This is a genomic window from Arthrobacter pasteuri (genome assembly GCF_054510955.1).
This window is the reverse complement of record NZ_JBTNDO010000001.1, coordinates 365,079-386,904: the sequence shown is the minus strand read 5'-3', so window position 1 is coordinate 386,904 and position 21,826 is coordinate 365,079. Positions and strand designations below refer to the sequence as shown.

General features: G+C 66.4%; 24 protein-coding genes. 13 read left to right on the top strand and 11 right to left on the bottom strand.

The window, feature by feature from the left end:
- The first annotated feature begins 37 nt into the window (after positions 1–37).
- The 4 genes from ctaC to ACX80H_RS01845 all read left to right on the top strand — a co-directional run bounded on the left by ctaC (position 38) and on the right by ACX80H_RS01845 (position 3,949).
- The gene (ctaC, locus tag ACX80H_RS01860; protein ID WP_459310727.1) at positions 38–910 is read left to right on the top strand and encodes an aa3-type cytochrome oxidase subunit II; all 873 of its coding nucleotides are present in this window, start codon (positions 38–40) and stop codon (positions 908–910) included.
- Positions 910–2,640 (top strand): aa3-type cytochrome oxidase subunit I, encoded by a 1,731-nt coding sequence (gene ctaD, locus ACX80H_RS01855; RefSeq protein WP_459310726.1) that lies wholly within the window; start codon positions 910–912, stop codon positions 2,638–2,640. The genes ctaC and ctaD overlap by 1 nt, the downstream gene beginning before the upstream one ends.
- The gene (gene ctaF / locus ACX80H_RS01850) at positions 2,637–3,038 is read left to right on the top strand and encodes a cytochrome c oxidase subunit 4 (protein ID WP_459310725.1); all 402 of its coding nucleotides are present in this window, start codon (positions 2,637–2,639) and stop codon (positions 3,036–3,038) included. Before ctaD ends, ctaF begins: the two co-directional genes overlap by 4 nt.
- Before the next feature lie 119 nt (positions 3,039–3,157).
- Positions 3,158–3,949 (top strand): GntR family transcriptional regulator, encoded by a 792-nt coding sequence (locus ACX80H_RS01845; protein ID WP_459310724.1) that lies wholly within the window; start codon positions 3,158–3,160, stop codon positions 3,947–3,949.
- Positions 3,950–4,011: 62 nt separating this feature from the next.
- On the opposite strand, the gene ACX80H_RS01840 is transcribed toward ACX80H_RS01845, so the two are convergent.
- The 5 genes from ACX80H_RS01840 to ctaE form a co-directional block, all read right to left on the bottom strand.
- Positions 4,012–4,626, bottom strand: coding sequence for a phosphatase PAP2 family protein (locus ACX80H_RS01840; protein ID WP_459310723.1), 615 nt, complete (start codon positions 4,624–4,626; stop codon positions 4,012–4,014).
- 106 nt (positions 4,627–4,732) lie between these two features.
- Positions 4,733–6,418 carry a cytochrome bc1 complex cytochrome b subunit gene (qcrB, locus tag ACX80H_RS01835; RefSeq protein WP_459310722.1) on the bottom strand — a complete coding sequence of 562 codons (1,686 nt, stop codon included), beginning with the start codon at positions 6,416–6,418 and terminating at the stop codon, positions 4,733–4,735.
- Positions 6,419–6,420: 2 nt separating this feature from the next.
- Positions 6,421–7,443: a cytochrome bc1 complex Rieske iron-sulfur subunit gene (qcrA, locus tag ACX80H_RS01830; RefSeq protein ID WP_459310721.1), complete on the bottom strand. Its 1,023-nt coding sequence runs from the start codon at positions 7,441–7,443 to the stop codon at positions 6,421–6,423.
- A 75-nt stretch (positions 7,444–7,518) separates the two neighbouring features.
- A complete protein-coding gene (qcrC, locus tag ACX80H_RS01825) occupies positions 7,519–8,310 on the bottom strand; it encodes a cytochrome bc1 complex diheme cytochrome c subunit (protein WP_459310720.1) in 792 nt (263 codons plus the stop codon).
- A gap of 86 nt (positions 8,311–8,396) precedes the next feature.
- Positions 8,397–9,035: an aa3-type cytochrome oxidase subunit III gene (ctaE, locus tag ACX80H_RS01820; protein WP_459310719.1), complete on the bottom strand. Its 639-nt coding sequence runs from the start codon at positions 9,033–9,035 to the stop codon at positions 8,397–8,399.
- A 148-nt stretch (positions 9,036–9,183) separates the two neighbouring features.
- On the opposite strand from ctaE, the gene trpD reads away from it, so the two are divergent.
- On the top strand, positions 9,184–10,245 hold the full coding sequence (gene trpD, locus ACX80H_RS01815) for an anthranilate phosphoribosyltransferase (protein WP_459310718.1): 1,062 nt from the start codon (positions 9,184–9,186) through the stop codon (positions 10,243–10,245).
- 120 nt (positions 10,246–10,365) lie between these two features.
- On the opposite strand, the gene ACX80H_RS01810 is transcribed toward trpD, so the two are convergent.
- Positions 10,366–10,647, bottom strand: coding sequence for an Lrp/AsnC family transcriptional regulator (locus tag ACX80H_RS01810; RefSeq protein ID WP_459310717.1), 282 nt, complete (start codon positions 10,645–10,647; stop codon positions 10,366–10,368).
- A 38-nt stretch (positions 10,648–10,685) separates the two neighbouring features.
- On the bottom strand, positions 10,686–11,102 hold the full coding sequence (locus tag ACX80H_RS01805) for a DUF3054 domain-containing protein (RefSeq protein WP_459310716.1): 417 nt from the start codon (positions 11,100–11,102) through the stop codon (positions 10,686–10,688).
- A gap of 93 nt (positions 11,103–11,195) precedes the next feature.
- Here ACX80H_RS01805 and ACX80H_RS01800 point away from each other — a divergent pair, with 93 nt between their 5' ends.
- The 3 genes from ACX80H_RS01800 (at position 11,196) to ACX80H_RS01790 (ending at position 13,289) form a co-directional block, all read left to right on the top strand.
- Positions 11,196–11,660, top strand: coding sequence for a VOC family protein (locus ACX80H_RS01800; RefSeq protein WP_459310715.1), 465 nt, complete (start codon positions 11,196–11,198; stop codon positions 11,658–11,660).
- Positions 11,661–12,036: 376 nt separating this feature from the next.
- Positions 12,037–12,570: a hypothetical protein gene (locus ACX80H_RS01795; protein ID WP_459310714.1), complete on the top strand. Its 534-nt coding sequence runs from the start codon at positions 12,037–12,039 to the stop codon at positions 12,568–12,570.
- Between the two features lie 164 nt (positions 12,571–12,734).
- Positions 12,735–13,289 (top strand): isochorismatase family protein, encoded by a 555-nt coding sequence (locus tag ACX80H_RS01790; RefSeq protein WP_459310713.1) that lies wholly within the window; start codon positions 12,735–12,737, stop codon positions 13,287–13,289.
- Positions 13,290–13,315: 26 nt separating this feature from the next.
- On the opposite strand, the gene ACX80H_RS01785 is transcribed toward ACX80H_RS01790, so the two are convergent.
- The 4 genes from ACX80H_RS01785 to ACX80H_RS01770 all read right to left on the bottom strand — a co-directional run bounded on the left by ACX80H_RS01785 (position 13,316) and on the right by ACX80H_RS01770 (position 15,593).
- Positions 13,316–13,888, bottom strand: coding sequence for an MOSC domain-containing protein (locus ACX80H_RS01785; RefSeq protein WP_459310712.1), 573 nt, complete (start codon positions 13,886–13,888; stop codon positions 13,316–13,318).
- Positions 13,889–14,023: 135 nt separating this feature from the next.
- A complete protein-coding gene (locus tag ACX80H_RS01780) occupies positions 14,024–14,224 on the bottom strand; it encodes a hypothetical protein (protein WP_459310711.1) in 201 nt (66 codons plus the stop codon).
- Complete coding sequence (locus ACX80H_RS01775; protein ID WP_459310710.1) at positions 14,181–15,122, bottom strand: NtaA/DmoA family FMN-dependent monooxygenase; 942 nt, start codon at positions 15,120–15,122, stop codon at positions 14,181–14,183. Before ACX80H_RS01775 ends, ACX80H_RS01780 begins: the two co-directional genes overlap by 44 nt.
- A gap of 45 nt (positions 15,123–15,167) precedes the next feature.
- Positions 15,168–15,593 (bottom strand): VOC family protein, encoded by a 426-nt coding sequence (locus tag ACX80H_RS01770; RefSeq protein ID WP_459310709.1) that lies wholly within the window; start codon positions 15,591–15,593, stop codon positions 15,168–15,170.
- A gap of 88 nt (positions 15,594–15,681) precedes the next feature.
- Between ACX80H_RS01770 and ACX80H_RS01765 the strand changes: the two genes are divergently transcribed.
- The 5 genes from ACX80H_RS01765 (at position 15,682) to ACX80H_RS01745 (ending at position 21,732) form a co-directional block, all read left to right on the top strand.
- Complete coding sequence (locus ACX80H_RS01765; protein WP_459310708.1) at positions 15,682–16,299, top strand: TetR/AcrR family transcriptional regulator; 618 nt, start codon at positions 15,682–15,684, stop codon at positions 16,297–16,299.
- 100 nt (positions 16,300–16,399) lie between these two features.
- Positions 16,400–17,641, top strand: a complete 1,242-nt coding sequence (locus ACX80H_RS01760; protein ID WP_459310707.1) for an MFS transporter — start codon at positions 16,400–16,402, stop codon at positions 17,639–17,641.
- A 17-nt stretch (positions 17,642–17,658) separates the two neighbouring features.
- Positions 17,659–19,332: an amidohydrolase gene (locus ACX80H_RS01755; RefSeq protein WP_459310706.1), complete on the top strand. Its 1,674-nt coding sequence runs from the start codon at positions 17,659–17,661 to the stop codon at positions 19,330–19,332.
- 177 nt (positions 19,333–19,509) lie between these two features.
- Positions 19,510–20,166 (top strand): maleylpyruvate isomerase N-terminal domain-containing protein, encoded by a 657-nt coding sequence (locus ACX80H_RS01750; protein ID WP_459310705.1) that lies wholly within the window; start codon positions 19,510–19,512, stop codon positions 20,164–20,166.
- A 393-nt stretch (positions 20,167–20,559) separates the two neighbouring features.
- Positions 20,560–21,732: an ATP-binding protein gene (locus ACX80H_RS01745; protein ID WP_459310704.1), complete on the top strand. Its 1,173-nt coding sequence runs from the start codon at positions 20,560–20,562 to the stop codon at positions 21,730–21,732.
- The last annotated feature ends 94 nt before the right edge of the window (positions 21,733–21,826 follow it).

The window sequence follows — 21,826 nt, the reverse complement described above, 5'->3', positions numbered from 1 at the left end:
GCGGGTGGCAACGCACGTAGAAAAGGAAGGTCCGTCTGTGAGTTCGCAGGACCGAACCGGTAGCAAGCGCGTCAGGATCGCGAAGATCTCCAGCATCTCGCTGGCTGGCGCCCTCCTACTGACCGGCTGTTCGGCACAAGCCCAGAATGGCTGGCTCCCGGCAGACCGGGACAACACCAATCACACCGGGATCATCACCGATCTCTGGGTCAATTCGTGGATCGCGGCCCTGGTCGTCGGCATCATCACGTGGGGCCTGATCATCTGGTGCATGGTGGCCTACCGTCGCCGGAAGAACGACACCGGGTACCCGCGGCAGATGAGCTACAACCTGCCGCTCGAGATCTTCTACCTGACGATCCCGCTGTTCATGGTGCTCGTGTTCTTCTACTTCACCGAGCGCGACATCGCCACGATCGACGCCCGCGTCGAGAACCCCGATGTCATCGTGGACGTCCGTGGCAAGCAGTGGGCGTGGGACTTCAACTACGTCACCGAGGACAAGTACTCCACGGGGGAGCAGGCCCACCTCACGGGTGAGCCCGGCCGGGTCGATGACCTGCCGACCCTGTACCTGCCCGTGAACCGGAGCGTCGAGCTCCAGCTCAACGCCCGCGACGTGCAGCACTCCTTCTTCGTCCCGGCGTTCCTGCAGAAGCGGGACCTCTACCCCGGGCGGACCAACTACATCAACCTCACTCCCACCAAGGAGGGGACCTTCGCGGGCAAGTGCGCCGAGTTGTGCGGGCAGTACCACTCGGAGATGCTCTTCAACGTCAAGGTCGTCTCGCAGGCGGAATTCGACGCGCAGATGGCGCAGCTGGAAGACGGTCAGCTCGGTGACGAGTACGACCGCGACTCCTACCCAGAGGATGATCCCGATACCGACCCAGCCAGGAGCAGCAGCTGATGTCCACCTTCGAATACACCCTTGAGGAAGCCGGCACCATAGCCGCTCCGCGTGTCGTCCCGCGGTCCAAGGGACGCATCGTCGTCAACTGGCTCACAACGACGGACCACAAGACCATCGGGTACATGTACCTGATTTCCTCGTTCGTCTTCTTCTGCTTCGCCGGCGTGATGGCGCTGATCATCCGCGCCGAGCTCTTCGAGCCCGGGATGCAGATCCTGCAGACCAAGGAGCAGTACAACCAGCTGTTCACCATGCACGGCACCGTGATGCTCCTGATGTTCGCGACACCCCTGTTCGCCGGCTTCACCAACGTCATCATGCCGCTGCAGATCGGGGCCCCCGACGTCGCCTTCCCGCGGCTAAACGCCCTGGCCTTCTGGTTCTTCCTCTTCGGCAGCACCATCGCGGTCTCCGGGTTCATCACCCCCCAGGGTGCGGCCTCGTTCGGCTGGTTCGCGTACGCCCCGCTCTCGAGCACCACGTTCTCGCCGGGCATCGGCGGGGACCTCTGGGTCTTCGGCCTCGCATTGTCCGGCTTCGGCACCATCCTCGGTGGCGTCAACTTCATCACGACGATCATCTGCATGCGTGCCCCGGGCCTGACCATGTGGCGGATGCCGATCTTCACCTGGAATGCCCTGATCACCTCGATCCTGGTGCTGATGGCCTTCCCGCCGTTCGCTGCGGCCCTGTTCGCGCTCGGTGCCGACCGCCGCTTCGGAGCGCACATCTTCGACCCGGAAGCCGGCGGTGCCATCCTGTGGCAGCACCTCTTCTGGTTCTTCGGCCACCCCGAGGTGTACATCATCGCGCTGCCGTTCTTTGGCATCGTCTCCGAGATCTTCCCCGTCTTCAGCCGCAAGCCGATCTTCGGTTACAAGGGCCTCGTCTACGCGACGATCTCGATCGCCGCGCTCTCTGTGACGGTGTGGGCGCACCACATGTACGTGACCGGCGCGGTCCTGCTGCCGTTCTTCGCCTTCATGACGATGCTCATCGCCGTCCCCACGGGCGTGAAGTTCTTCAACTGGATCGGCACCATGTGGCGCGGCTCCATCACGTTCGAGACCCCGATGCTGTGGAGCATCGGCTTCCTCGTCACCTTCCTCTTCGGCGGACTCACCGGCATCATCCTGGCGTCGCCGCCGCTAGACTTCCACGTCTCGGACACCTACTTTGTGGTGGCCCACTTCCACTACGTGGTCTTCGGCACCGTGGTGTTCGCGATGTTCGCCGGGTTCTACTTCTGGTGGCCCAAGTTCACGGGCAAGATGCTGAACGAGCGCCTCGGCAAGATCCACTTCTGGATGCTGTTCCTCGGCTTCCATGCCACGTTCCTGATCCAGCACTGGCTCGGCGTCGAGGGCATGCCCCGGCGCTACGCGGACTACCTGCCCGAGGACGGCTTCACGGCGATGAACCAGTTCTCGACCATCGGGTCCTTCATCCTCGGAGCGTCCCTGATCCCGTTCTTCTGGAACGTCTACATCACGTGGCGCAGCGGCAAGAAGGTCGAGGTGGACGATCCCTGGGGCTTTGGAGCCTCGCTGGAGTGGGCGACCTCGTGCCCGCCCCCGCGCCACAACTTCACCTCGCTCCCGCGCATCCGCTCTGAGCGCCCCGCACTCGACCTGCACCATCCGGAGCTGCAGCAGACCCACACCCCCGATGACAATGCCGCGGGCCAGCTCCTCGGCTCTGCCGACCGGAAGGACGCGAACGCGTGAAGATCGAGACGAAGCTCTTCGCCTACATGACTCCGTTCTTCCTGCTGGTGGGAACCGTGTACGGCTTCCTCGTGGAATGGTCGGAGCCCGTAGGGTTCCTCGCCCTCTACCTGACGGCGGGCCTGTCCGGGATGATCGCGTTCTACATCGGCTTCACGGGCAAGCGTGTGGGCCTGCGCCCCGAGGACCGTCTGGACGCCGAGATCCACGAGGGTTCCGGTGAGCAGGGCCAGTTCAGCCCCTGGAGCTGGTGGCCCCTGGTCCTCGGGATCGCTGCCGCGACCGGTTTCCTCGGCATGGCGATCGGGTTCTGGATCATGTACATCGGCATGGGCCTGGCCGTGATCGCGCTGGTCGGCTGGGTCTTCGAATACAGCCGTGGGGACCACGCCCACTAGGGCTGCCCGGACTGCACAGCTCATGTGAAGGGAGCCTGCCACGTGCGGGCTCCCTTCCGTTTAAGTACAGTCGGTAGTGCCGCCGCCGGGTGGCCTGGGGATCGGGAGGGACGGGGATCATGGCGGTGCTGCCGAGGCCTTTTGATGCCGAGCCCCTCGACGGCGCGTCCGGGGTGCCCAAGCATGTCCAGTTGCGCGAGAGCCTGCGGCGCTATGTGCGGCAGTTCGGGGAACCCGGGGCCGGCATCCCTTCCGAGCGCCAGCTCAGCGAGTACTTCGGGGTCGCGCGCATGACGGTCCGCCGGGCCATCGATGCGCTGGTCGCGGAGGAAGTCCTCGAGCGCATCGTCGGTCTGGGGACCTTCGTGGCGCGCAGCAAGATGGATCTGCACATGAAGATGACCTCCTACACCGAGGAGATGATCCGCCGCGGGATGGTGCCCGACGCGAGGGTGCTGAGTTTCGAGCAGCAGGGTGCCTCGCCACTCGTGGCGAGGGAGCTCCAGATCGAGATCGGGCAGCCGGTGGTGCGGTTCCGCCGGCAGCTGCTCGCCGACGGCGAACCCATGAGCGTCGACGAGAACTTCATTCCCGCACACCGCGTGAAGGGCATCCTCGATGACCCGCCGCCGACATCCCTGTACCACGTGCTCAGCGAGAAGTACGGCCTCGTGATGGAGTGGGGCGAGGACACCATCGAGGCGACCGCTGCGTCCCCTGCGATCGCGAGGCTGCTCAATGTGGAGATGAACGCGCCGCTGCTGAAGATCCAGCGCCATGCCTACGTCGCGCGCGCCATGATCGACTACTCGGTGTCCTACTACCGCGCCGACCGCTATAAGCTCTGGGTGCCGCTGCAGCGGCCGGGAGTGCGTACGCCACGTGCGTACACCTCGAAGCGCCTCGGGTAGTCCCCGATCTGCTCGGGGCGGCGCAGGGCACCCAGCGGACGCTCGACAGCCCGGGGGCCGGTTCACCTCCCGGCGACGAAGAGCGCGAACGCTGTGCCGATGACGGCACCGACGAGGCAGCCGGCCCAGACCTGCGCCGGGGTGTGGGCCCTGAGTCGCACCCGTGACCATCCCACCGCCGGGGGTACGAGCAGGAGCGGGGCGGCTTTCGGGCCGAAGAGCGCCACGATGCCGATGACGAAGAACACGGCGACCGCGGAGTGGGCGGACAGCTTCCACCAGAGGTTCACGACGAGCACGGCGACCACGCCCCCGACCGTGCACAGGACGGTGCCGGTGACAGCCCAGGGCGCGTGCAGGAGGGTGAGGAGCAGGAGGCCCACACCGATGGACACGAGCGTTGCAGCGAGCACCGGGCCCCGCTGACGGCGATCACAGATGTGGTGATCCACCAGGTAGCCGCGGTGCACGAGGAGCAGCACGCCCGCGAAGGGGAGTGCTGCAGTGAAGACCACCGCGATGACGCCGGGGAGGATGCCACCGGGTCCGCCCGCCGATCGGACCGCGGCGACCAGGAGGAAGACCGACACGAGGATGGCCGGAGCGAAGACCTCGCTGATCGCGGCCGCGAGGGAACGGCCGGCCGATCTCTCCCGTGCGGTGCCTGATGCATCCACGGAGAACCCTTCCGGATGGTGGGGACCCGGAGCCCGGGCGTCGGTCCGGTTCCGGAGACGCCGAAAGGGCCCGGACTCTGGAGTCCGGGCCCTTTCGGCGTGCGGCCTAGTGGCTTGCGATCGACTCGCGATCCTTCGCACCGGCGACCTCGTCATGGTGGCCGCCGTGCGACGCGGCCAGTTCCTTCGGCGTGACCGGTGCGACCCGGTCCTCGAAGAAGAAGCGGGACGCCCGACCGTGGACCTTGTCGAGCAGACTGACCTTGCCGTTCGCGCCCGGCGTGGGAACCGTGACCTCGGGTGACTCGAAACTCACGAGCCTGTAGCGCTTGTAGTCGTCGACCGGCTCGTGCACCTCGATGAACTCGCCGTGCGGGAGGCGGACGATGCGCCCCGTCTCGCGACCGTGGAGGGCGATCTCGCGGTCCTTGCGCTGCAGGGCCAGCGCGATGCGACGCGTCACCATGAAGGCGATGACGGGACCGAAGAACACCAGGAAGCGCAGCCAGTAGGTCACGTCGTTCAACGACACGAGGAAGTGCGTGGCGATGAGGTCCGAGCTGGCAGCGGCCCACAGGACGCAGTAGAACACGATGCCTGCCACACCGACGCCGGTGCGGGTAGGAGCGTTGCGTGGGCGGTCCAGAAGGTGGTGCTCGCGCTTGTCCTTCGTCACCCACGCCTCGATCCAGGGCCATGCGAACATGAGCGCGAAGACGATGGTGGCCGGGACCAGAGCGGGGACCAGAACGTTCAGCGAGAGCGCATTCACGCCCCAAGGGAACGGAATCATGAATTCGAAGTCGAAGTTGCTCCCGAGTGTGCCCGGCATGAGACGCAGGGCGCCATCCACCCAGCCGATGTACCAGTCGGGCTGGGTACCGGCGGAAACAGGGGAGGGGTCGTACGGTCCGTAATTCCAGATCGGGTTGATGGTGAACGCTGCGGCGATCGCGGCGAGCACACCGAACACGATGAAGAAGAAGCCACCGGCCTTCGCGGCGTACACGGGCCCCACGGGGTAGCCGACCACGTTGGTGTTCGTCCGGCCCGGGCCGGGGAACTGGGAGTGCTTGTGCAGCACGACCATGAAGAGGTGGATACCGATGAGGAGCAGGATCACGGCCGGGATCAGCAGGATGTGGAGAACGTAGAGGCGACCGATGATCATGGTGCCCGGGAACTCCCCGCCGAAGAGGAAGAAGCTCAGGTAGGTGCCCACCACCGGAAGGGCCTTCATCACGCCGTCGATGATGCGCAGGCCGTTGCCGGACAGCAGGTCATCGGGGAGCGAGTAGCCCGTGAAGCCGGCAGCGAGGCTCAGGATGAGCAGGACGCAACCGACCACCCAGTTGAACTCCCGCGGCCGGCGGAATGCGCCCGTGAAGAAGACACGGAGCATGTGTACGGCCACCGAGGCCGCGAAGAGCAGCGCCGACCAGTGGTGGATCTGACGCATGAAGAGGCCGCCGCGGATGTCGAAGGAGATGTCCAGCGACGACGCGTACGCCACGGACATCTCGACGCCGCGCAGGGGCAGGTAGCTGCCTTCGTAGTGCGTCTCCGCCATCGACGGGTCGTAGAAGAAGGTGAGCCAGGTACCGGAGATCAGCAGGATGACGAAGGTGTACAGCGCCACCTCGCCGAACATGAACGTCCAGTGGTCCGGGAAGATCTTCCGGCCGAACTCCTTGACGATCCCCGAGCCGCCGACACGTGAGTCGACGTAGTCGGTGACCTTTCCTACGCGCGTCTTCGGCACGTAGGTATGCGTCGCAGTTGAGCTGCTCATGGTCAGCCTCGCTCCCAGAAACTAGGTCCTACGGGTTCTTGGAAATCGCTTGACGCGACGAGATAGCCCTCGTCGTCGACTTCGATGGGTAGCTGTGGCAGCGGGCGCGCAGCCGGTCCAAAGATCACCTTGCACTCTTGCTCGAGGTCGAAGGTGGATTGGTGGCAGGGGCACAGCAGGTGGTGCGTCTGCTGTTCGTACAGTGCTACCGGGCAGCCGACGTGCGTGCAGATCTTGGAATACGCAACGATTCCGTCGTAGCCCCAGTTCTCCCGGCCGGGAGAGGGGTTGAGTTCCTCGGGGTCCAGGCGCATCAGCAGGACGACTGCTTTCGCCTTCTCCTCGAGCTTGTTCTCGACCTCGTTGAGGCCTTCCGGAATGACGTGGAAGGCCGATCCGACGGTCACGTCCGAAGCGCGGATGGGTGTGCCGCTCGGATCGCGCGTCAGGCGGACGCCCGCGTCCCACATGGTGTGCTTCAGCGAGTTGCCCGGCAGGGGGCCGAGGTCGCGGAAGATCGCGATCGCCGGCAGGGGAGCCAGGAGCGCTGCTCCGAGGAGCGTGTTCCGGATGAGCGGGCGCCGCTTAATGCCGGACTCGTCGAGGACGTCGTTGACGATCTTCTCCGCGTCCTGGCGGTCCTTCTCCGGACGGATCTCGTGGCGGCTCTCGGTGACCTCGTGGTCGGGCATAAGGGTCTTCGCCCAGTGCACGATGCCGACACCGATGCCGAGCATGGAGAAGGCCGTGCCGAGGCCGAGCATAAGGTTCTGCAGCCGCAGCCGCTCCACCGTCTCGTTGAGCGGGACGAAGAAGTAGCCGGCGAAGAAGAGCAGGGTGCCCAGGACCGAGATGAAGAAGAGGAGGGCGACCTGGCGCTCGGCGCGCTTCTCCGCGCGGCGGTCCCGATCGGCGAGTCGTGGCCGGTGGGGGGGCAGGCCCGGGTTCTCGAACTCGTCGAGCTCCCGGCCCGGCGTAGCGACGGTGACCGAGGTTCCCGGAGCGCCGTTACTGGAGTCGGCCATGATCTCTCTCATCCTTCTTTAGGTACTGCATACGCAGGTCTGTCATTGATTCGTTCTCGGGGCGTGCGCGGATGGTCAGGAGGACCTTGATGTGAGCCACACGGTGAAGGCGATGACGACGCCCAGACCGGCAACCCAGATGAAGAGCCCTTCGGAGACCGGGCCGAGGGAGCCGAGCTCGGCTCCACCCGGGGAGCCCTGCTCCTCGATCGTCTTGAGGAAGGCGATCATGTCCTGCTTGTCCTCGGGAGAGATGTTCGCGTCGCTGAAGACGGGCATGTTCTGCGGGCCGGTGACCATGGCCTCGTAGATGTGCTTCTCGCTCGTGCCGTCGATCGACGGTGCGAACTTGCCCTGGGTGAGGGCTCCGCCGGCGGCCGCCGCATTGTGGCACATGGCGCAGTTGACACGGAACAGCTCGCCACCGTTGGAAGCGTCACCTTCGGAGGCATCCAGGATCTCTTCGGACGGGATGGCGGGACCGGCGCCGAGCGACGCCACGTAGGCGGCCATCTGGCTGATCTGCTCTTCGGTGAACTGGACGGGCTTGGCCTGCGCCTGGGGGCCGTCCATCTGCATGGGCATGCGGCCCGTGCCGACCTGGAAGTCGACCGACGCGGCTCCCACGCCGACGAGCGACGGTGCCGCTTCGGAGCCGGTCGCACCCATGCCGTGGCAGGAGGCGCAGTTGGCCGAGAACAGCTTGCTGCCCTCTTCGACGTCGTCGGCCGTGAAAGTGGTGGTCTGTGCCTGCGCCTGGTTGGCGGTGCTGGCTGCGGCGTAGATCCCGCCGGTGACGAGGAGTGCCATCAGGAGCAGCGCAAATGCTGCTAGGGGATGACGCCGCCTCTGGGAGAGTGCCTTCACGAAATGGTTCCTGCCTTTTGTGGTACCAGAGCTGCTGGAGTTCTTCATTGAATTCTACCTCTAGTAGAAGAGTCTTGGGGAGGTAGTTACTGAAGGAAGTAGATGATGATGAACAGGCCGATCCAGACGACGTCGACGAAGTGCCAGTAGTACGAGACCACGATGGCAGAGGTGGCTTCGAAGTGGCCGAAGCGGCGGGCGATGAAGGCGCGGCCGATGATGAAGAGGAAGGCGATGAGACCGCCGATGACGTGGATCCCGTGGAAGCCCGTGGTGATGTAGAAGGCGGACCCGAAGGCATTGGAGGACAGTGCGACACCTTCGGAGACCAGCTCTGCGTACTCGTAGGCCTGCACCGAGACGAAGATCGCGCCCATGAGGAACGTCAGCAGGAACCACTCGACCATGCCCCAGCGGGCGAAGGAGAAGAGTCCGCCCGTCCTGCGCGCCTGCAGGCGCTCGGCGGCGAAGACGCCGAACTGGCAGCTGAAGGAGCTCGACACCAGGATGACGGTGTTGACGAGGGCGAACGGGACGTTCAGCTTCTCGGTCTCCGTGGCCCACATCTCGCTGGAGGTGGAGCGCAGGGTGAAGTACATGGCAAAGAGGCCGGCGAAGAACATCAGCTCGCTGGACAGCCACACCACGGTTCCTACGGAGACCATGTTGGGACGGTTGAGCGCGGGATGCGGGGCGGCACTGGGGGCTTGGGTCGCAGATGTCACGATCTCATTATGTCCCCAAGATCATTGCGATCACCAACGCGAAACGGCGTCCTCGAGCCTGCTACGAAGGGGTTGGGAGCCCTAACGCCCGGTATTCCGCGGAAGTTCCCCGTGATGACTTTCTACAATTCGTAGATAATCTTGGACGGTGAGCCTGACAACAAGCCCTGCCGCGGCGCAACCCACCTGGCCGTCGATCTTCTCGTCCCTCCTGTCGGGCACTGATCTGAGCACCGGGCAGAGCCGCTGGGCGATGGACACGATCATGGCGGGGGAGGCGAGCCACGCCCAGATCGCGGGCTTCCTCATCGCGCTGCGGGCGAAGGGCGAGTCCGTGGGTGAGCTCGTCGGCCTCGTCGAGGCGATGCTCGGCCGGGCGCACCGGATCCAGGTGGCGGGCGCCACCCTCGACATCGTCGGTACCGGTGGTGACGGGCTGAACACCCTCAACATCTCGACGATGTCCTCGTTGGTGGCCGTAGGAGCCGGGGCGAAGGTTGTCAAGCACGGGAACCGGGGGGCGTCGTCGGCCTCCGGCGCGGCGGACGTGATCGAGGAACTGGGTGTCCGGCTCGACCTCGCGCCGGCCGACGTCGCCCGGACCGCGGAGCAGGCGGGCATCACGTTCTGCTTCGCGCAGGTCTTCCACCCGTCCATGAAGCACGTGGCCGTGCCGCGCCGGGAGCTCGGGGTTCCTACGGCGTTCAACTTCCTCGGCCCGCTGAGCAATCCGGCCGGGGTCTCCGCCCAGGCGCTCGGGTGCGCCGATGCCCGAATGGCTCCGCTGATGGCCGGGGTGCTCGCGGCGCGGGGCATCCGCGCGCTGGTGTTCCGGGGCGACGACGGCCGGGACAAGTTGACGACGAGCGGGTCGTCCACGGTGTGGGAGGTCCGGAACGGCCAGGTCCAGGCGCACGAGGTGCACCCGGGGGACTTCGGGCTCGACGTCGTCCCTGTCGATGCGCTGCGCGGCACCGATGCGAGCGGCAACGCCGACGTGGTCCGCGCGGTTCTCGCCGGGCAGGCCGGCCCGGTGCGCGACGCCGTCATCCTGAACGCCGCGGCGGGCCTGGTGGCGCTGGACGAAACCGCCGACGGCAGCCTCGTCGGCCGCATCCGTACCGCGATGGAGCGGGCGCGCACGTCGATCGATTCCGGCGCGGCCGCAGGAGTGCTCGAGCGGTGGGTCGAGGTCAGCCGGTCCCGCTGACCGCCCGGCTCGTTGTCCGACCGGATCGACCGGATCGACCGGATCGACCGGATCTATCGGGAATCCATTCGCGGGGTCGTCGGCCGGCCCGCCGGGTAGGTTCGGGCGGCGCCGGAAGCGTCAGCTGTCGAAGCCCAGGCTGAACGCGGCGTCGAGGTCGTGCTGCGAGTAGGAGCGGAAGGCGATCTGCGTCGTCGTCGACCGGATGCCGTCGACCTTCGACAGGCGGTCGGCGATGACGTCCGCGAGGTCCTCATGCCGGCTCACGCGCGCGATGGCGATCAGGTCCCACTCGCCTGTGACGGAGTAGACCTCGCTGATGCCCTCGATCTCCGAGATCGCCTGGGCGCTCTCGGGAATGCGCGACGCGTCGGTCTGGATGAGGACGAATGCGGTGATCATGGCGTGCCTTTCAGGAGGGGCGTGAACTCGGATCTACGCTACCGGTTCCCGCGGCGTCGCCTGAGCCGGCGCACGACGGCGCGGGGCAGCAGGAGGAACGCGCCGAGGACGACCAGGGTGACGATCTGGAAGCTCAGGGCCACCCCGCCGCCGGACAGTGCCCGGAGCGCGAGGCCGGCGATGACGGTGCCCAGCCACAGGACCACCCCGGTGGGCCGGAGTGCGCCGGGGGAGCGCCAGGCCCGCACCGCGAGGGCCGACAGCGCATACGCGACGAGGAAGGGCCAGGCCGTCTCCAGGACGCCGGCCACGGTCACGCCGTGCTCATGGGTGCGGCGCCCCGAGGCGGCGAAAGCCAGGATCAGGACGACGTCGGCGACTCCCCAGGCGGCTGCTGCGGCCCGGGAGCGCTCCCGTACCTGCTCGACCGGAGGGACAGGGTTGGGGCGGGGCATGGCACCAGCGTAGTGGTTGTCGCCGTCCTGCCCGTGGACTAGATTCGGGCACCAGCCGACGCTCCAGCGCGGCACGAGCGAAGGGCGCCTCCGATGGGATCGATAACTCCGTGCCTCTGGTTCGACGGCCAGGCCGAGGAAGCCGCACAGCTGTACACGTCGGTCGTGAGGAACTCCCGCATCGTCGAGGTCTCCCGCGCCGGACAGGGGCCGGATGACCCGGCGCTGACGGTGTCGTTCGATCTGGACGGTCAGCCGTTCGTCGCCCTGAATGGCGGACCCCAGTTCTCCTTCACGGAAGCGGTGTCCTTCCAGATCGCCTGCGTGGACCAGGCGGAGGTCGACCACTACTGGTCCGCCCTGACCGAGGGCGGGGAGGAGAGCCGGTGCGGCTGGCTGAAGGACCGGTTCGGACTCTCGTGGCAGATCGTTCCGGCCGTGCTGCCGGGTCTAATCGGGGGCGAGGACGCCGCGGGCGCCCAACGCGCCCTCGAAGCCATGCTGGGCATGCGGAAGCTGGACATCGCAGCCCTCGAAGCCGCCTACCGGGGCGACTGACCTACCGCCCGGCATCATCCGACGGGGCCAGCAGCATTCCGGCTGAGTTTCTCCGCGCACTCCATCATCGCGACGTCGGACGACGGCGGTGCGGTAGTCGCGGGCGATCCTCATCGACTGTGCCTCGTCGATCAGCCCGAGGGACTTCCTGCCGTGGGCGAGATGGAAGTGGGGGGAGCCGATACCGAGTGCGGCAGCGAGTGTCACCAGCTCGTAGCGGCGCTTGCCCCTCCTCCGGAGGAGGACACCGTTCCCAGGCACAGCCTGCTCACAGCTTCGCGAAAGGTAGGCCACAAGCGCAGCGGTGACAGTGGTTCTGGGCCGTGTGGCCCTTCACTGCAACCGCTCGAGACGAGCGGAAGATCAAGGAGACACAATGATTCAGCGTAGGAAGATCGCACTGGGCATCAGTGCTGCTGCCCTCGTGGCCGGAGCGAGTCTCGGAGTCACCGGTATGGCCACTGCGGCAACGACGGCGACGCCCGAGCCCTCGGCCAGCGCGTCGGCCACTCCGGGTGACGGGAACCACGACGGCGGCGTCGGGCGCCACGGCCGCGGTGGAGTCGACGCGGGAAGCCTCGCCGACAAGCTCGGGGTGGAGGAATCGGCGGTCAGCGATGCGCTGGAGACCATTCGGGACGAGGCGCGGTCCGGGGACGACGACGGTACCAGGCCTGATCGGGAGGCGGTGCAGGCCGCCCTGGCTGCTTCGCTCGCGGAGGCACTGGAACTGGACGAGTCCACGGTGCAGGCTGCCCTCGACGAACTCCGCACCGAACAACAGGAGGAACGAGCCGCTGCCCTTCAGGATCGTCTCGATGCCGCAGTCACGGACGGCTCCCTGACCCGGGCGGAGGCGGACGGAGCGGCCAAGGCCGTGGAACTAGGCATCATCGGCGGACACCGGTAAGCGGAACACCGCCGCCCGGTTCCTCGGCAGCCCCTGCTGCTGCGGAACCGGGTTGTCCGCAGTGCTCCTCCCTGCGGCAGAACGGCGACATACTCTATCCTCAGCCGGCGGGAAGCGCCGTGCAGCGACCCCGCCACTTTTCGAGAAGCACACGAGGAGCAGCCATGACCACCCTGCAGAACCGCCCGAGGACAGCGTTGCTCTTCATCGACGTGCAGAACGGCGTCGTTGCCGATGCCTACGACCGTGACGCGGTTGTCGCGAACATCGATGCCCTGGTCGGGAAGGCACGCATCGCAGGTGTCCCGGTGGTCTGGGTGCAGCACTCGGATGCCGACCTCGAGGTCGGCTCCGATTCCTGGGAGCTCGTCCCCGAACTCGAGCGCTTCCCGTCCGAACCGCTCGTGCACAAGAGTTACGGGGACTCGTTCGAGGGAACCGACCTCGAGGACGTCCTCGCAGCGGCAGGCGTCGGTCGGCTGGTGGTGTCGGGGGCCCAGACCGACGCGTGCATCCGCTCGACCATCCACGGGGCGTTCGTGCGGGGGTACGACGTGACGCTGGTCGGTGACGCCCATACGACCGAGGACCAGAGCGCGTGGGGCGCCCCTCCGCCGGACAAGGTCATTGGTCACACCAACCTGTACTGGCAGTACCAGGCCGCCCCCGGCCGGACTGCCGCCGTCGGCGCGACGGCGGACATCCCTTTTCCGGGCTAGCCGTCTCTCGCGACGGGCGCCTCCGGTCAGGGGAGCCGGCTCGGCCTCAGCAAGGAGGCGCGGGCGGCCTGGGCGGGGTCCAGGGGGACCGGGCTGACCAGGACCGCCGGTCCACGGGAGAGGGTGCCGCTGTCCAGGGGCCTGCAGCGCAGCCCGCCCCTGCCCCGCATCGCCTTATGGGCGCCGGGCGCCAGCACCCGATCCATCCAGGCGCAGGGGTGCGCATGCCGGCCGCCGTGGAATCCCACGCTTCCCGCCCGCGTCTCCAGGACGAAGTCCTGCCCGATGAGGGGCGGTAGCTCGGCGCCGCGGAGGACCACATTGCGGCGGGGCAGCAGGGGATCGAACGAATCAGCGCCGAGATCCGCCGCGATGGCCTCCAGCGACTCGACGGCGAACAGGGTCACCGCGGCATCCATATGTGCCGCCTTGCCGAAGAAGCGGTCTCCCACGATTCCCTTGCCCGCGACGACCTCGACGCTCTCGGCATCCGTGGTCAAGACGTCGGCTGCACCGTCTCGCGCCCGACCGAAGTAGGCGTGCGCCCCCGACACGAGCAGGTGCAGGATCTCCACGTCGTACCGGAAGCCGGGCGTCATGCTCCAACGGTATCGGGTCCGAGCACTCCAGTTCGCCTCGGTCGCCCCCGGCGCCGTTTCCTCCGGCCGACTGTCCTCCCGAGGCTGGACTCGGTCGCCGGCCTCTCGGGCAGGGCGCCGGGGTTGACCTTCCAGCTAGGCGTAGGAAGGGGTCACGGGGTCGACGGCGCCGGCATCGAGGGTGCTGGCCTCCGGGCCGAGGTGGGCACCGTTGCGGTACCGCGCACCGGGGTGCTGATCGAACAGCCTTGTGTTCCCCGGGCCGAACAGGCGCTCGCGGAGGGTCGACTCCTCATAGGACGTCCGGCCGGTAGGCAGCGAGGTCGAGGCTGTCACCACCGGCGTGCGCGAGGTAGCCCTCGGCACTGGAGAGTCGCCGGTACTCCTCCGCCTTGCGTTGTGCCTCCTTGTGGGTCCTGCCGACGATGACGACGGCCCCCGCGAAGGCTTTGATGTGGTCGGCTTCCCGGCCGTTCTCGACCGCCAGCCTGCGCAGGTCGGAGACGTTCTCGCGGTACGCCGCCGCGTCGCGCCCGCCGACGAAGACGCCCTCGGCATGCTTTGCCGCGAATGCCTTTCCCGCCGTCGAGCTACCCGCTTGGAACAGGACCGGCGTGCCCTGGAGGGACGGCGCGCTGAGATGCGGGCCGGCGACCGAGAAGTTCGGGCCGCGGTGGTTGATGTAGCGGACCTTGGACGGATCGGTGAAGATCCGCCGCTCGCGGTCCTCGATCACCGCGTCGTCGTCCCAGGACCCTTCCCACAGCTTGTACAGCACATCGAGGTACTCGTCGGCGATGGCATAGCGCTGGTCGTGCTCCACCTCGTCGGCCAGTCCGAGGTTGCGGGCCGCATTGGGGAGGTACGACGTCACGATGTTCCAGCCGAACCGGCCCTTGGTGAGGTGGTCCAGCGTCGAGGCTCCGCGGGCGAAGGCGAACGGCGGCTCGTACGTCGTGGAGAAGGTCGCGGCGAATCCGAGATGCTCGGTGACCGCCGCCATCGCCGGGATGACGAGCAGGGGGTCGTTGCTCGGGATCTGGACGGCTTCCCGGAGGGCCGTGTCTGGGCCGTTGCGGTAGCCGTCATAGGTGCCAATCACGTCGGCGAGGAACACGCTGTCGAAGAGCCCTGCCTCGAGCATCTTCGCCGTTTCCGTCCAGAAGTCGAGATCGTTGAAGCGGTGCCGGTTGTTCTCGGGGTGGACCCAGAGGCCGTGGGAGATATGGCCCACGCAATTCATCTCGAAGAGGTTGAAGGCGATCTGGCGTGTCGTGCGTCAACCGATGTCCACCGTGCCGTCCTCACCGATATGCCAGCCCGGATTGTGCGCAATTTCCCAGACGATGCCGTTCGGATCACGCACGAGTGCGTGGAAAATGCCCCCGAAAGCACCTTCCCGAGCCTCATTCAGGATCGTCGCGCCCGCAACCGCCATCGCCGAGACGAGCTGGTTCACGTCGGCCGGACTGCCGACGTTGTGGGACAGCGTCACCCCCGACGGCGCGGGTGCTGCATCGAGTCCGGTGTCCTGGGCGAACTTGTCGTCGAGGAACAGCCCCAGCAACAGGCCGGGTGCCACCTGGTAGAAGATGATCTCGCCCGGAACATCCAGTGCCGGCGTCCAGCCCAGCGTTCGGTAGAACGACCGTCCCGCGTCGAGGTCCCGCGTGGCGACGGTGATGAAGTGCAGCTGCTGGTCCATGGCGAGAGCATAGCCGCGCGACGAAGGTCCGCTGAGCGTGCTCCCGCCTTCACGTCGGCTGCTACTTTGGGCCTGAAGGAGACCGACCATGCCGCGCCCCCGATCCACCCTCCTGTCCGTCGAGCTGATCGTCGAGGCAGCGCTGAAGCTCGTCGACGAGACGGGCGACTTCAGCTTCCCCAGGATCGCCCGCGAGCTCGGAGTCAGTCAGTCCTCGCTCTACAACCGGATCTCCAGCCGCGAACACATCGTGGAACTCCTCCGCGCCCACCTCTTCACCTCGAATCCCACGCCATCGACCACCGACATCCCCTGGGACGAGGCTCTGCGCATCCTCATTCGCGGATATCGCGACTGCTTCGCTCCGCATCCCAGACTGGTACCCCTGCTGGTGACCCAAACGGTGAGGGCCGCCGAGGTCATCGCCATGTATGAGGATCTGACGCTCGCCCTGGAACGGTCCGGCCTCGACGCCGCCGACGTCGCTCCGGCCCTCTCGCTGGTCGACTACTTCGCGCTGGGTGCGGCGCTCGACTTCACCGCCCCTGAGGAGGTCTGGGGGCCGGAACCCGAGAAGTACCCGGCCCTGACGAGGACGGTCCGATCCAGCCCGTCGGCCCCGGAGCGGGTCGAGCGTGCCTTCGAGTTCGGCCTCGAGGCGTTGATCGCCGGCATCGCAACACGGGTGAAACACGAAGTTAACTGAAAGGCTTTCAAAAACTATTGCTCCAGGCGCTCCTCGCCCCGATACTAAATGAATGCCGTTCATTTCAGTGACGGTCATCACACTCTGAATGGAGCACTTCGTGGGAAGTACGACTACACAACCTGATGCCACCATCCGGGTGCCACTGACGGCCGCCCGCGCCATCTCCACCTTCGGGATCACGGTCGTAGGATTCATGACCGCGAATTTGGTCCCCGTCATGATCGTCGCGCTGGCCGACCTGGGGTTCACCCCGACCGGGGCGGGCACGCTCATGACGGCATGCCTGCTCCTGTCCGCCGTTGCCTGCCTGGCTACCTCCCGCTGGACCGCCCTCGGCGGCCGGTATGTGGTTGCGCGGGCGGGCCTGGCACTCACGGCCCTGGGGTTCGGTGCGGCCGCCCTGGTCGCCGACCCTACGATCGCCGCGGCCGGGATCATCATCGGCGGCATCGGCGGCGGGGGAGCGGTGGCTGCAGGCGGAGCGGCCCTTGCTGCGTTGCGTGATCCTGACCGGGCATCCGGTATCAGCGGATTCGCCAACAGGGCCGTTGTCGCCGTCGTGCTGTTCATCATCCCCGTCATCGGCCTGGGCATGGCGAGCGCTTTCGGCATCCTGGCATGCCTGGCGCTTGCGGCGCTCGTGACCACAGGCTGGCTGCCGGACCGTCCGGCCGCCCCACCGCACCGCAGCGCCGGCCGCTCGGCGGCTCCCGTCGAGAGCCCACGAGCCGTCACCATCGCCGGGGTCGTGCTCCTTGCCTGTTTCGCCCTCTGGGCACTGGGCGAGGACTCGCTCTGGGCCGTCGCAGCAGTGATGGGGGCAGAGCAAGCCGGGCTCGATGAAGCAGGAATGGGTCTGGTCCTGAGTCTTTCGACCCTGGGTGGGCTCCTTGCCTCCGCTGTGGTGGGAATCGCAGGCAAACGACTCGGTCGAACAGTCCCGCTCGCAGCAGCTCTCCTCACCGGTGCAGCGCTGAAGATCGCGTCCGGATTCATCACCGATCCCCAGCTGTACCTGGTGGTGATCATCATCTGGAACACCGTCTACATGGTGGCCTTCCTCTACGTCATCGCCATCGCCGCCGCGCTGGATCCAACGGGCCGCTGGTCGGCTCCCATCCTCGGGGTCTATCTGGTGGGTTCCTCCTTCGCACCCCTCTTCGGGACCGCGGTCTCCTCGGCGCTGGGCTACCCGGCCCTGGGCATCATCCTCGGGGGCATCACCCTGCTGGTCCTGGGTCCCCTGGTGGTCGTCTCGCGCGAGTCCCTGCGCAGACAAAAAGGTCCCGTGCCGCACGCGACGCCCGAGACCGACTTCCCCCGCGCAGCCATCGCCTGACGACAGAACGAATTCCCGTGCCACTTCAGCAGACCGCCTATGCCAACGCGTCCATCCTCACTCCTCGGGGAGTGATCAAAGGCTCCATCGTCGTCGACGGCAACAGCATCCACGCCGTCCGTCATGATGACGCCGACGCTCAGGCCACCGACCGGGCCGACACGGCGGGAATGCGTGAGATCGACCTCGGCGGCCGCTTTCTCCTGCCAGGATTCGTCGACGCGCACAGCCACCTGCTCATGCTCGGTCAGTCCCTGCAGAAAGTGCAGCTCCGCGGAGCCCTGTCGCTCGCGGAGATCCAGGAAGCGGTGAAGGACGCGCGACGCCGGAACCCCGGGGCTGCACGCATCCTGGGCGGCGGCTGGCTCTACAGCGCGCTGGGCGGCGCCGCTCCCGATCGGGCAATGCTCGACGCCGCCGTCGAGGACATCCCCGTCTACCTCGACGCCAATGACCTGCATTCCGTGTGGGTGAACTCGGCAGCACTGGCAGAACTCGGTATCACCGCTGACACCGAGGATCCCCATGGAGGATCCATCACCCGGGACCCGGAAACCGGAGAAGCGACAGGGATGCTCCTCGAGACCGCGGCGCAGCAAATCGTCTGGCCCGCGCTGGCCCGGCGGGCCACCGACGCCGATCGGGATTCCTGGCTCGAGAGCGCGATCAGCCATTACCTCGCCAGCGGCGTCACCAGTGCTGTCGACATGGCCGTGGAGGACGACGATCTCCAGGCTTTCCTTCGAGCAGAAGCTCGACACGGGGGAGAGCTGCCTTTCCGGATCAAGGGACACTGGTTCATCCACCATCGACCCACCGTGGAGGAGAACGTCCAGCAGGTGCACCGTGCCGTCGAGCTGGCCGCTCAGGTGAACTCGCCGACCCTGAAGATGGCAGGCATCAAACTGGTTCTCGACGGGGTCATCGACAGCTGCACGGCAGCGATGAAGGAACCGTACTTCGATGGAACGAACGGCGATCCGATCTGGGATCGCGAGGCACTGATCCCCGTCGTCGTCGCAGCAGATGCGGCCGGACTCCAGATCGCCATCCACGCCATCGGCGACGAGGCCTCGGACATTGCACTGGACGCACTCGAAGCGGCCTATGAGATCAACGGGCCCCGGGACCGGCGCCACCGGATAGAACACCTGGAAACCGTGACACCCGAGAACGTGGTCCGGCTGGCCCGGCTCGGCGTCGTGGCCTCGATGCAACCCGTCCATGCCGACCCCGCCATCCAGCACAACTGGCAGGCCATGCTGGGAGATGACCGGATAGACCGGGCCTACCCGTGGGCGGAATTCATTGCCGCCGGGGCCACCCTGGCGCTGAGTACCGATGCACCGACCGCCCCCCACGAGCCACTGCCCAACATGTATATCGCGGCAACCCGCAAGTCCGCGCTGGATCAGTCCCTGCCGGCGAATCTCCCCGGGTACGCGCTCGACCTCGAGGCGGCCCTGCACCACGCCACCAGGGATGCGGCCTACTCCTGCAGGGCGGAGCATCAGGAGGGCAGCATAGAGCCCGGGTTCCTTGCGGACTTCGCGGTGCTGGAGGCGGACCCCTTGTCCGAGGATCCCATCGGGCTGCTCAGCAACCGGACCTGCCTGGTGGTTGTGGACGGCGTCCACCGGTACGAGGCGCCGAACGGGCTGTCGTCACGTCAGGAGGAAGTGTGTCAGTAGCGGGACCTGCACACCCTCGGAATGCTCTCCTGCCTGACGCTGCCGACTGGACTCAGGCCGGCGGGGGAGTGGGGCCTCCGTCGCCGGCCTGGGCGGCGCGTGCATCTTGCCACCCGATCCCGACAGGGGGACAGTAGCTACGGAAAGCAGCGAGGCGCAGCCGGAGGGCGAGTTTCTATGAGGGATGGATCCGCTGCAATACTTGCTGCGTTCCTGGGAGCGGCCGACCAGGTGGAGGCCGTTCTCGACAGCAAGGCTGTCGCAGAGCGTTGGGAGGACCGGAGCGCACTCGAGGGCTATACCGTGGCAGGTCTGGCCGGGCACCTGGCGAGGGGTGTGCTGACAGTCGAGAAGTACATGGACGCCCCGGAGCCGTCCACCACTACGGAGGCAACTGACGCGGCAGGTTACATCACCGCCGTGCTGGGCGATCATGATCCGGTCCACAGCGGTTTCCACCGGAGTGTCCGTGCCCGGTCACTGGATACCTCGAGAGGCGGGGCATCGGCCCTTGCGCGGGAGGTCGGACGCGCGCGACGGAGGCTGGACGAGCGCCTCGATGAATCGACCATGGACCGACGAGTGGAAGTCCTACAGGGCGTTGTGATCACGGTCGAGGAATACCTGAGGACGCGCCTCGTGGAACTGGTGGTACACCTCGATGACCTTGCGGTCAGCGTGGGCCACGAGAACAGCATGGATCTCCCGCAGGACGCCTATGACGAGGCTGCGATCGTCCTGGTCCAAGTCGCCGTACGTCGGCAGGGAGCGCTGTCCGTGATTCGAGGGCTCGCCCGGAGGGAACGCCATCCGGACGCCATCCGCGCCTTCTGATGGAAACGCGAGAACCGGCCGGAAGACGGCCGAGAGGAGGGGCCTTCGAACCACAACCTGACATAATGTGGATTATCGGCACTTTGGGAAGCGGTGCTGCAGGTGCCGTGACCCCTGCGATCACCCATGGCTGATGGGCTTCCCCTTGTAGCCAACGCTCGTCGAACCTCCGGCCCTTCAGTCGAGGAAGCATCCCGCACCGTCCCGAATGCGATGACCACGACACTTGCCGGCGCCGCCGTCCGGACACCGTGCACACACCGCGCCGAACGTACTGTTCCTGGCCATGGGAACGTACTGGTCGCCGTCCACTGTCACCTGGCCGGCCTCATCAGTGCTACAAAGTTCTAGGTAGTTATACAACTTTCCTTACAAGCAGGTAGATTTTCGTACATGCACCTGGAGCTGAACCCCTATAACCCCGGATCGGGGCTACCGCCCCGTGTCATGGGAGGCCGGCAGCAGGAAATGGACGCGTTCGACCTCATCGTCGCGCGAACAAAACGGGACCTGCCAAACCGTGGAATGGTGCTGTCGGGGCTCCGGGGTGTCGGCAAGACAGTACTCCTCAACTACCTCCGGTCCCACGCGGACAACCACGGCTGGTTCACCATCTGGCTCGAGGGTAAGCCCGAAGCGCAGGGCTTCACGGAGGTTCGCGAGAAGTTTGCACGGGAACTGACCTCCGCGGCACGCCGATACAACGGACCCTCCGGCAAGGACCGATTACGGGAGGCTTTCGGGACGATCCAATCCTTCAACCTCGCCCTGGGCGTGCCCGGGATCAAAGCCGATATCAGCGTGAGCGCCAACCGGGCCAACTCCGGCACCATCGATATCGACCTCGAGGAGCTCGTCGAGGACGTTTCACTCGCCCTCAAGACCGACAAGAGTGCTTTCGCGATCTTCATCGACGAGATGCAAGACCTCGACCAGGAACTGCTCTCCGCGCTCATCACCGTCCAGCATGCAGCAGGTCAACGAGGCTGGCCGTTCTACATCGTCGGCGCCGGTCTACCCAATCTCCCTACCACCCTCAGTGAAGCCCGGACCTACGCCGAAAGGCTTTTCACCTACCGCACCATCGGCCCCCTCGCTGACACCGATGCGGAGTACGCCCTGACGCGGCCGGCGAAAGAGATGGGAGCGGAATATTCCCAGCACGCTCTCGACGTCCTGCTTGATGCCTCCGGGCGATATCCCTACTTCATCCAGGAGTTCGGCAAGGCGATCTGGGATGCAGCTCCGAGCACGCCCTTCACCGAGGAAGACGCCGAGGTGGCAGTGTCGATCGGTCGGAGCCAACTCGACGCAGGGTTCTTCTCCTCCCGCTGGGGACGCGCAACACGCAAGGAACGCTGCTATCTCAGAGCGATGGCTCATGATGGTGACGCCGGATCCAGTACCAGCCAGATTGCCGAGCGACTCGGCGTCAAAGTGACCGCCCTAGGCCCCGCTCGAGCTCAGCTGATCAACAAGGGCATCATCTACTCCCCCGAGTACGGACAGGTCGCCTTCACCGTCCCAGGTATGTCCGGCTTCATCCTTCGACAGCAGGAAGACTGAATTCCCGGGTGACAAACCACTCCGCGCTCAGTTCCAGGTTCCGAACCATCCTCGACTGTGCACGGACCGTGACGTGAACACCGAGACCTGAGGT

Excerpts from the sequence above, each read along its gene's own strand:
- ctaD (WP_459310726.1), top strand. The coding sequence starts at position 910 with ATGTCCACCTTCGAATACACCCTTGAGGAAGCCGGCACCATAGCCGCT.
- ACX80H_RS01845 (WP_459310724.1), top strand. The coding sequence starts at position 3,158 with ATGGCGGTGCTGCCGAGGCCTTTTGATGCCGAGCCCCTCGACGGCGCG.
- qcrB (WP_459310722.1), bottom strand. The coding sequence starts at position 6,418 with ATGAGCAGCTCAACTGCGACGCATACCTACGTGCCGAAGACGCGCGTA.
- qcrA (WP_459310721.1), bottom strand. The coding sequence starts at position 7,443 with ATGGCCGACTCCAGTAACGGCGCTCCGGGAACCTCGGTCACCGTCGCT.
- ACX80H_RS01810 (WP_459310717.1), bottom strand. The coding sequence starts at position 10,647 with ATGATCACCGCATTCGTCCTCATCCAGACCGACGCGTCGCGCATTCCC.
- ACX80H_RS01805 (WP_459310716.1), bottom strand. The coding sequence starts at position 11,102 with ATGCCCCGCCCCAACCCTGTCCCTCCGGTCGAGCAGGTACGGGAGCGC.
- ACX80H_RS01800 (WP_459310715.1), top strand. The coding sequence starts at position 11,196 with ATGGGATCGATAACTCCGTGCCTCTGGTTCGACGGCCAGGCCGAGGAA.
- ACX80H_RS01795 (WP_459310714.1), top strand. The coding sequence starts at position 12,037 with ATGATTCAGCGTAGGAAGATCGCACTGGGCATCAGTGCTGCTGCCCTC.
- ACX80H_RS01790 (WP_459310713.1), top strand. The coding sequence starts at position 12,735 with ATGACCACCCTGCAGAACCGCCCGAGGACAGCGTTGCTCTTCATCGAC.
- ACX80H_RS01785 (WP_459310712.1), bottom strand. The coding sequence starts at position 13,888 with ATGACGCCCGGCTTCCGGTACGACGTGGAGATCCTGCACCTGCTCGTG.
- ACX80H_RS01770 (WP_459310709.1), bottom strand. The coding sequence starts at position 15,593 with ATGGACCAGCAGCTGCACTTCATCACCGTCGCCACGCGGGACCTCGAC.
- ACX80H_RS01765 (WP_459310708.1), top strand. The coding sequence starts at position 15,682 with ATGCCGCGCCCCCGATCCACCCTCCTGTCCGTCGAGCTGATCGTCGAG.
- ACX80H_RS01750 (WP_459310705.1), top strand. The coding sequence starts at position 19,510 with ATGAGGGATGGATCCGCTGCAATACTTGCTGCGTTCCTGGGAGCGGCC.
- ACX80H_RS01745 (WP_459310704.1), top strand. The coding sequence starts at position 20,560 with ATGCACCTGGAGCTGAACCCCTATAACCCCGGATCGGGGCTACCGCCC.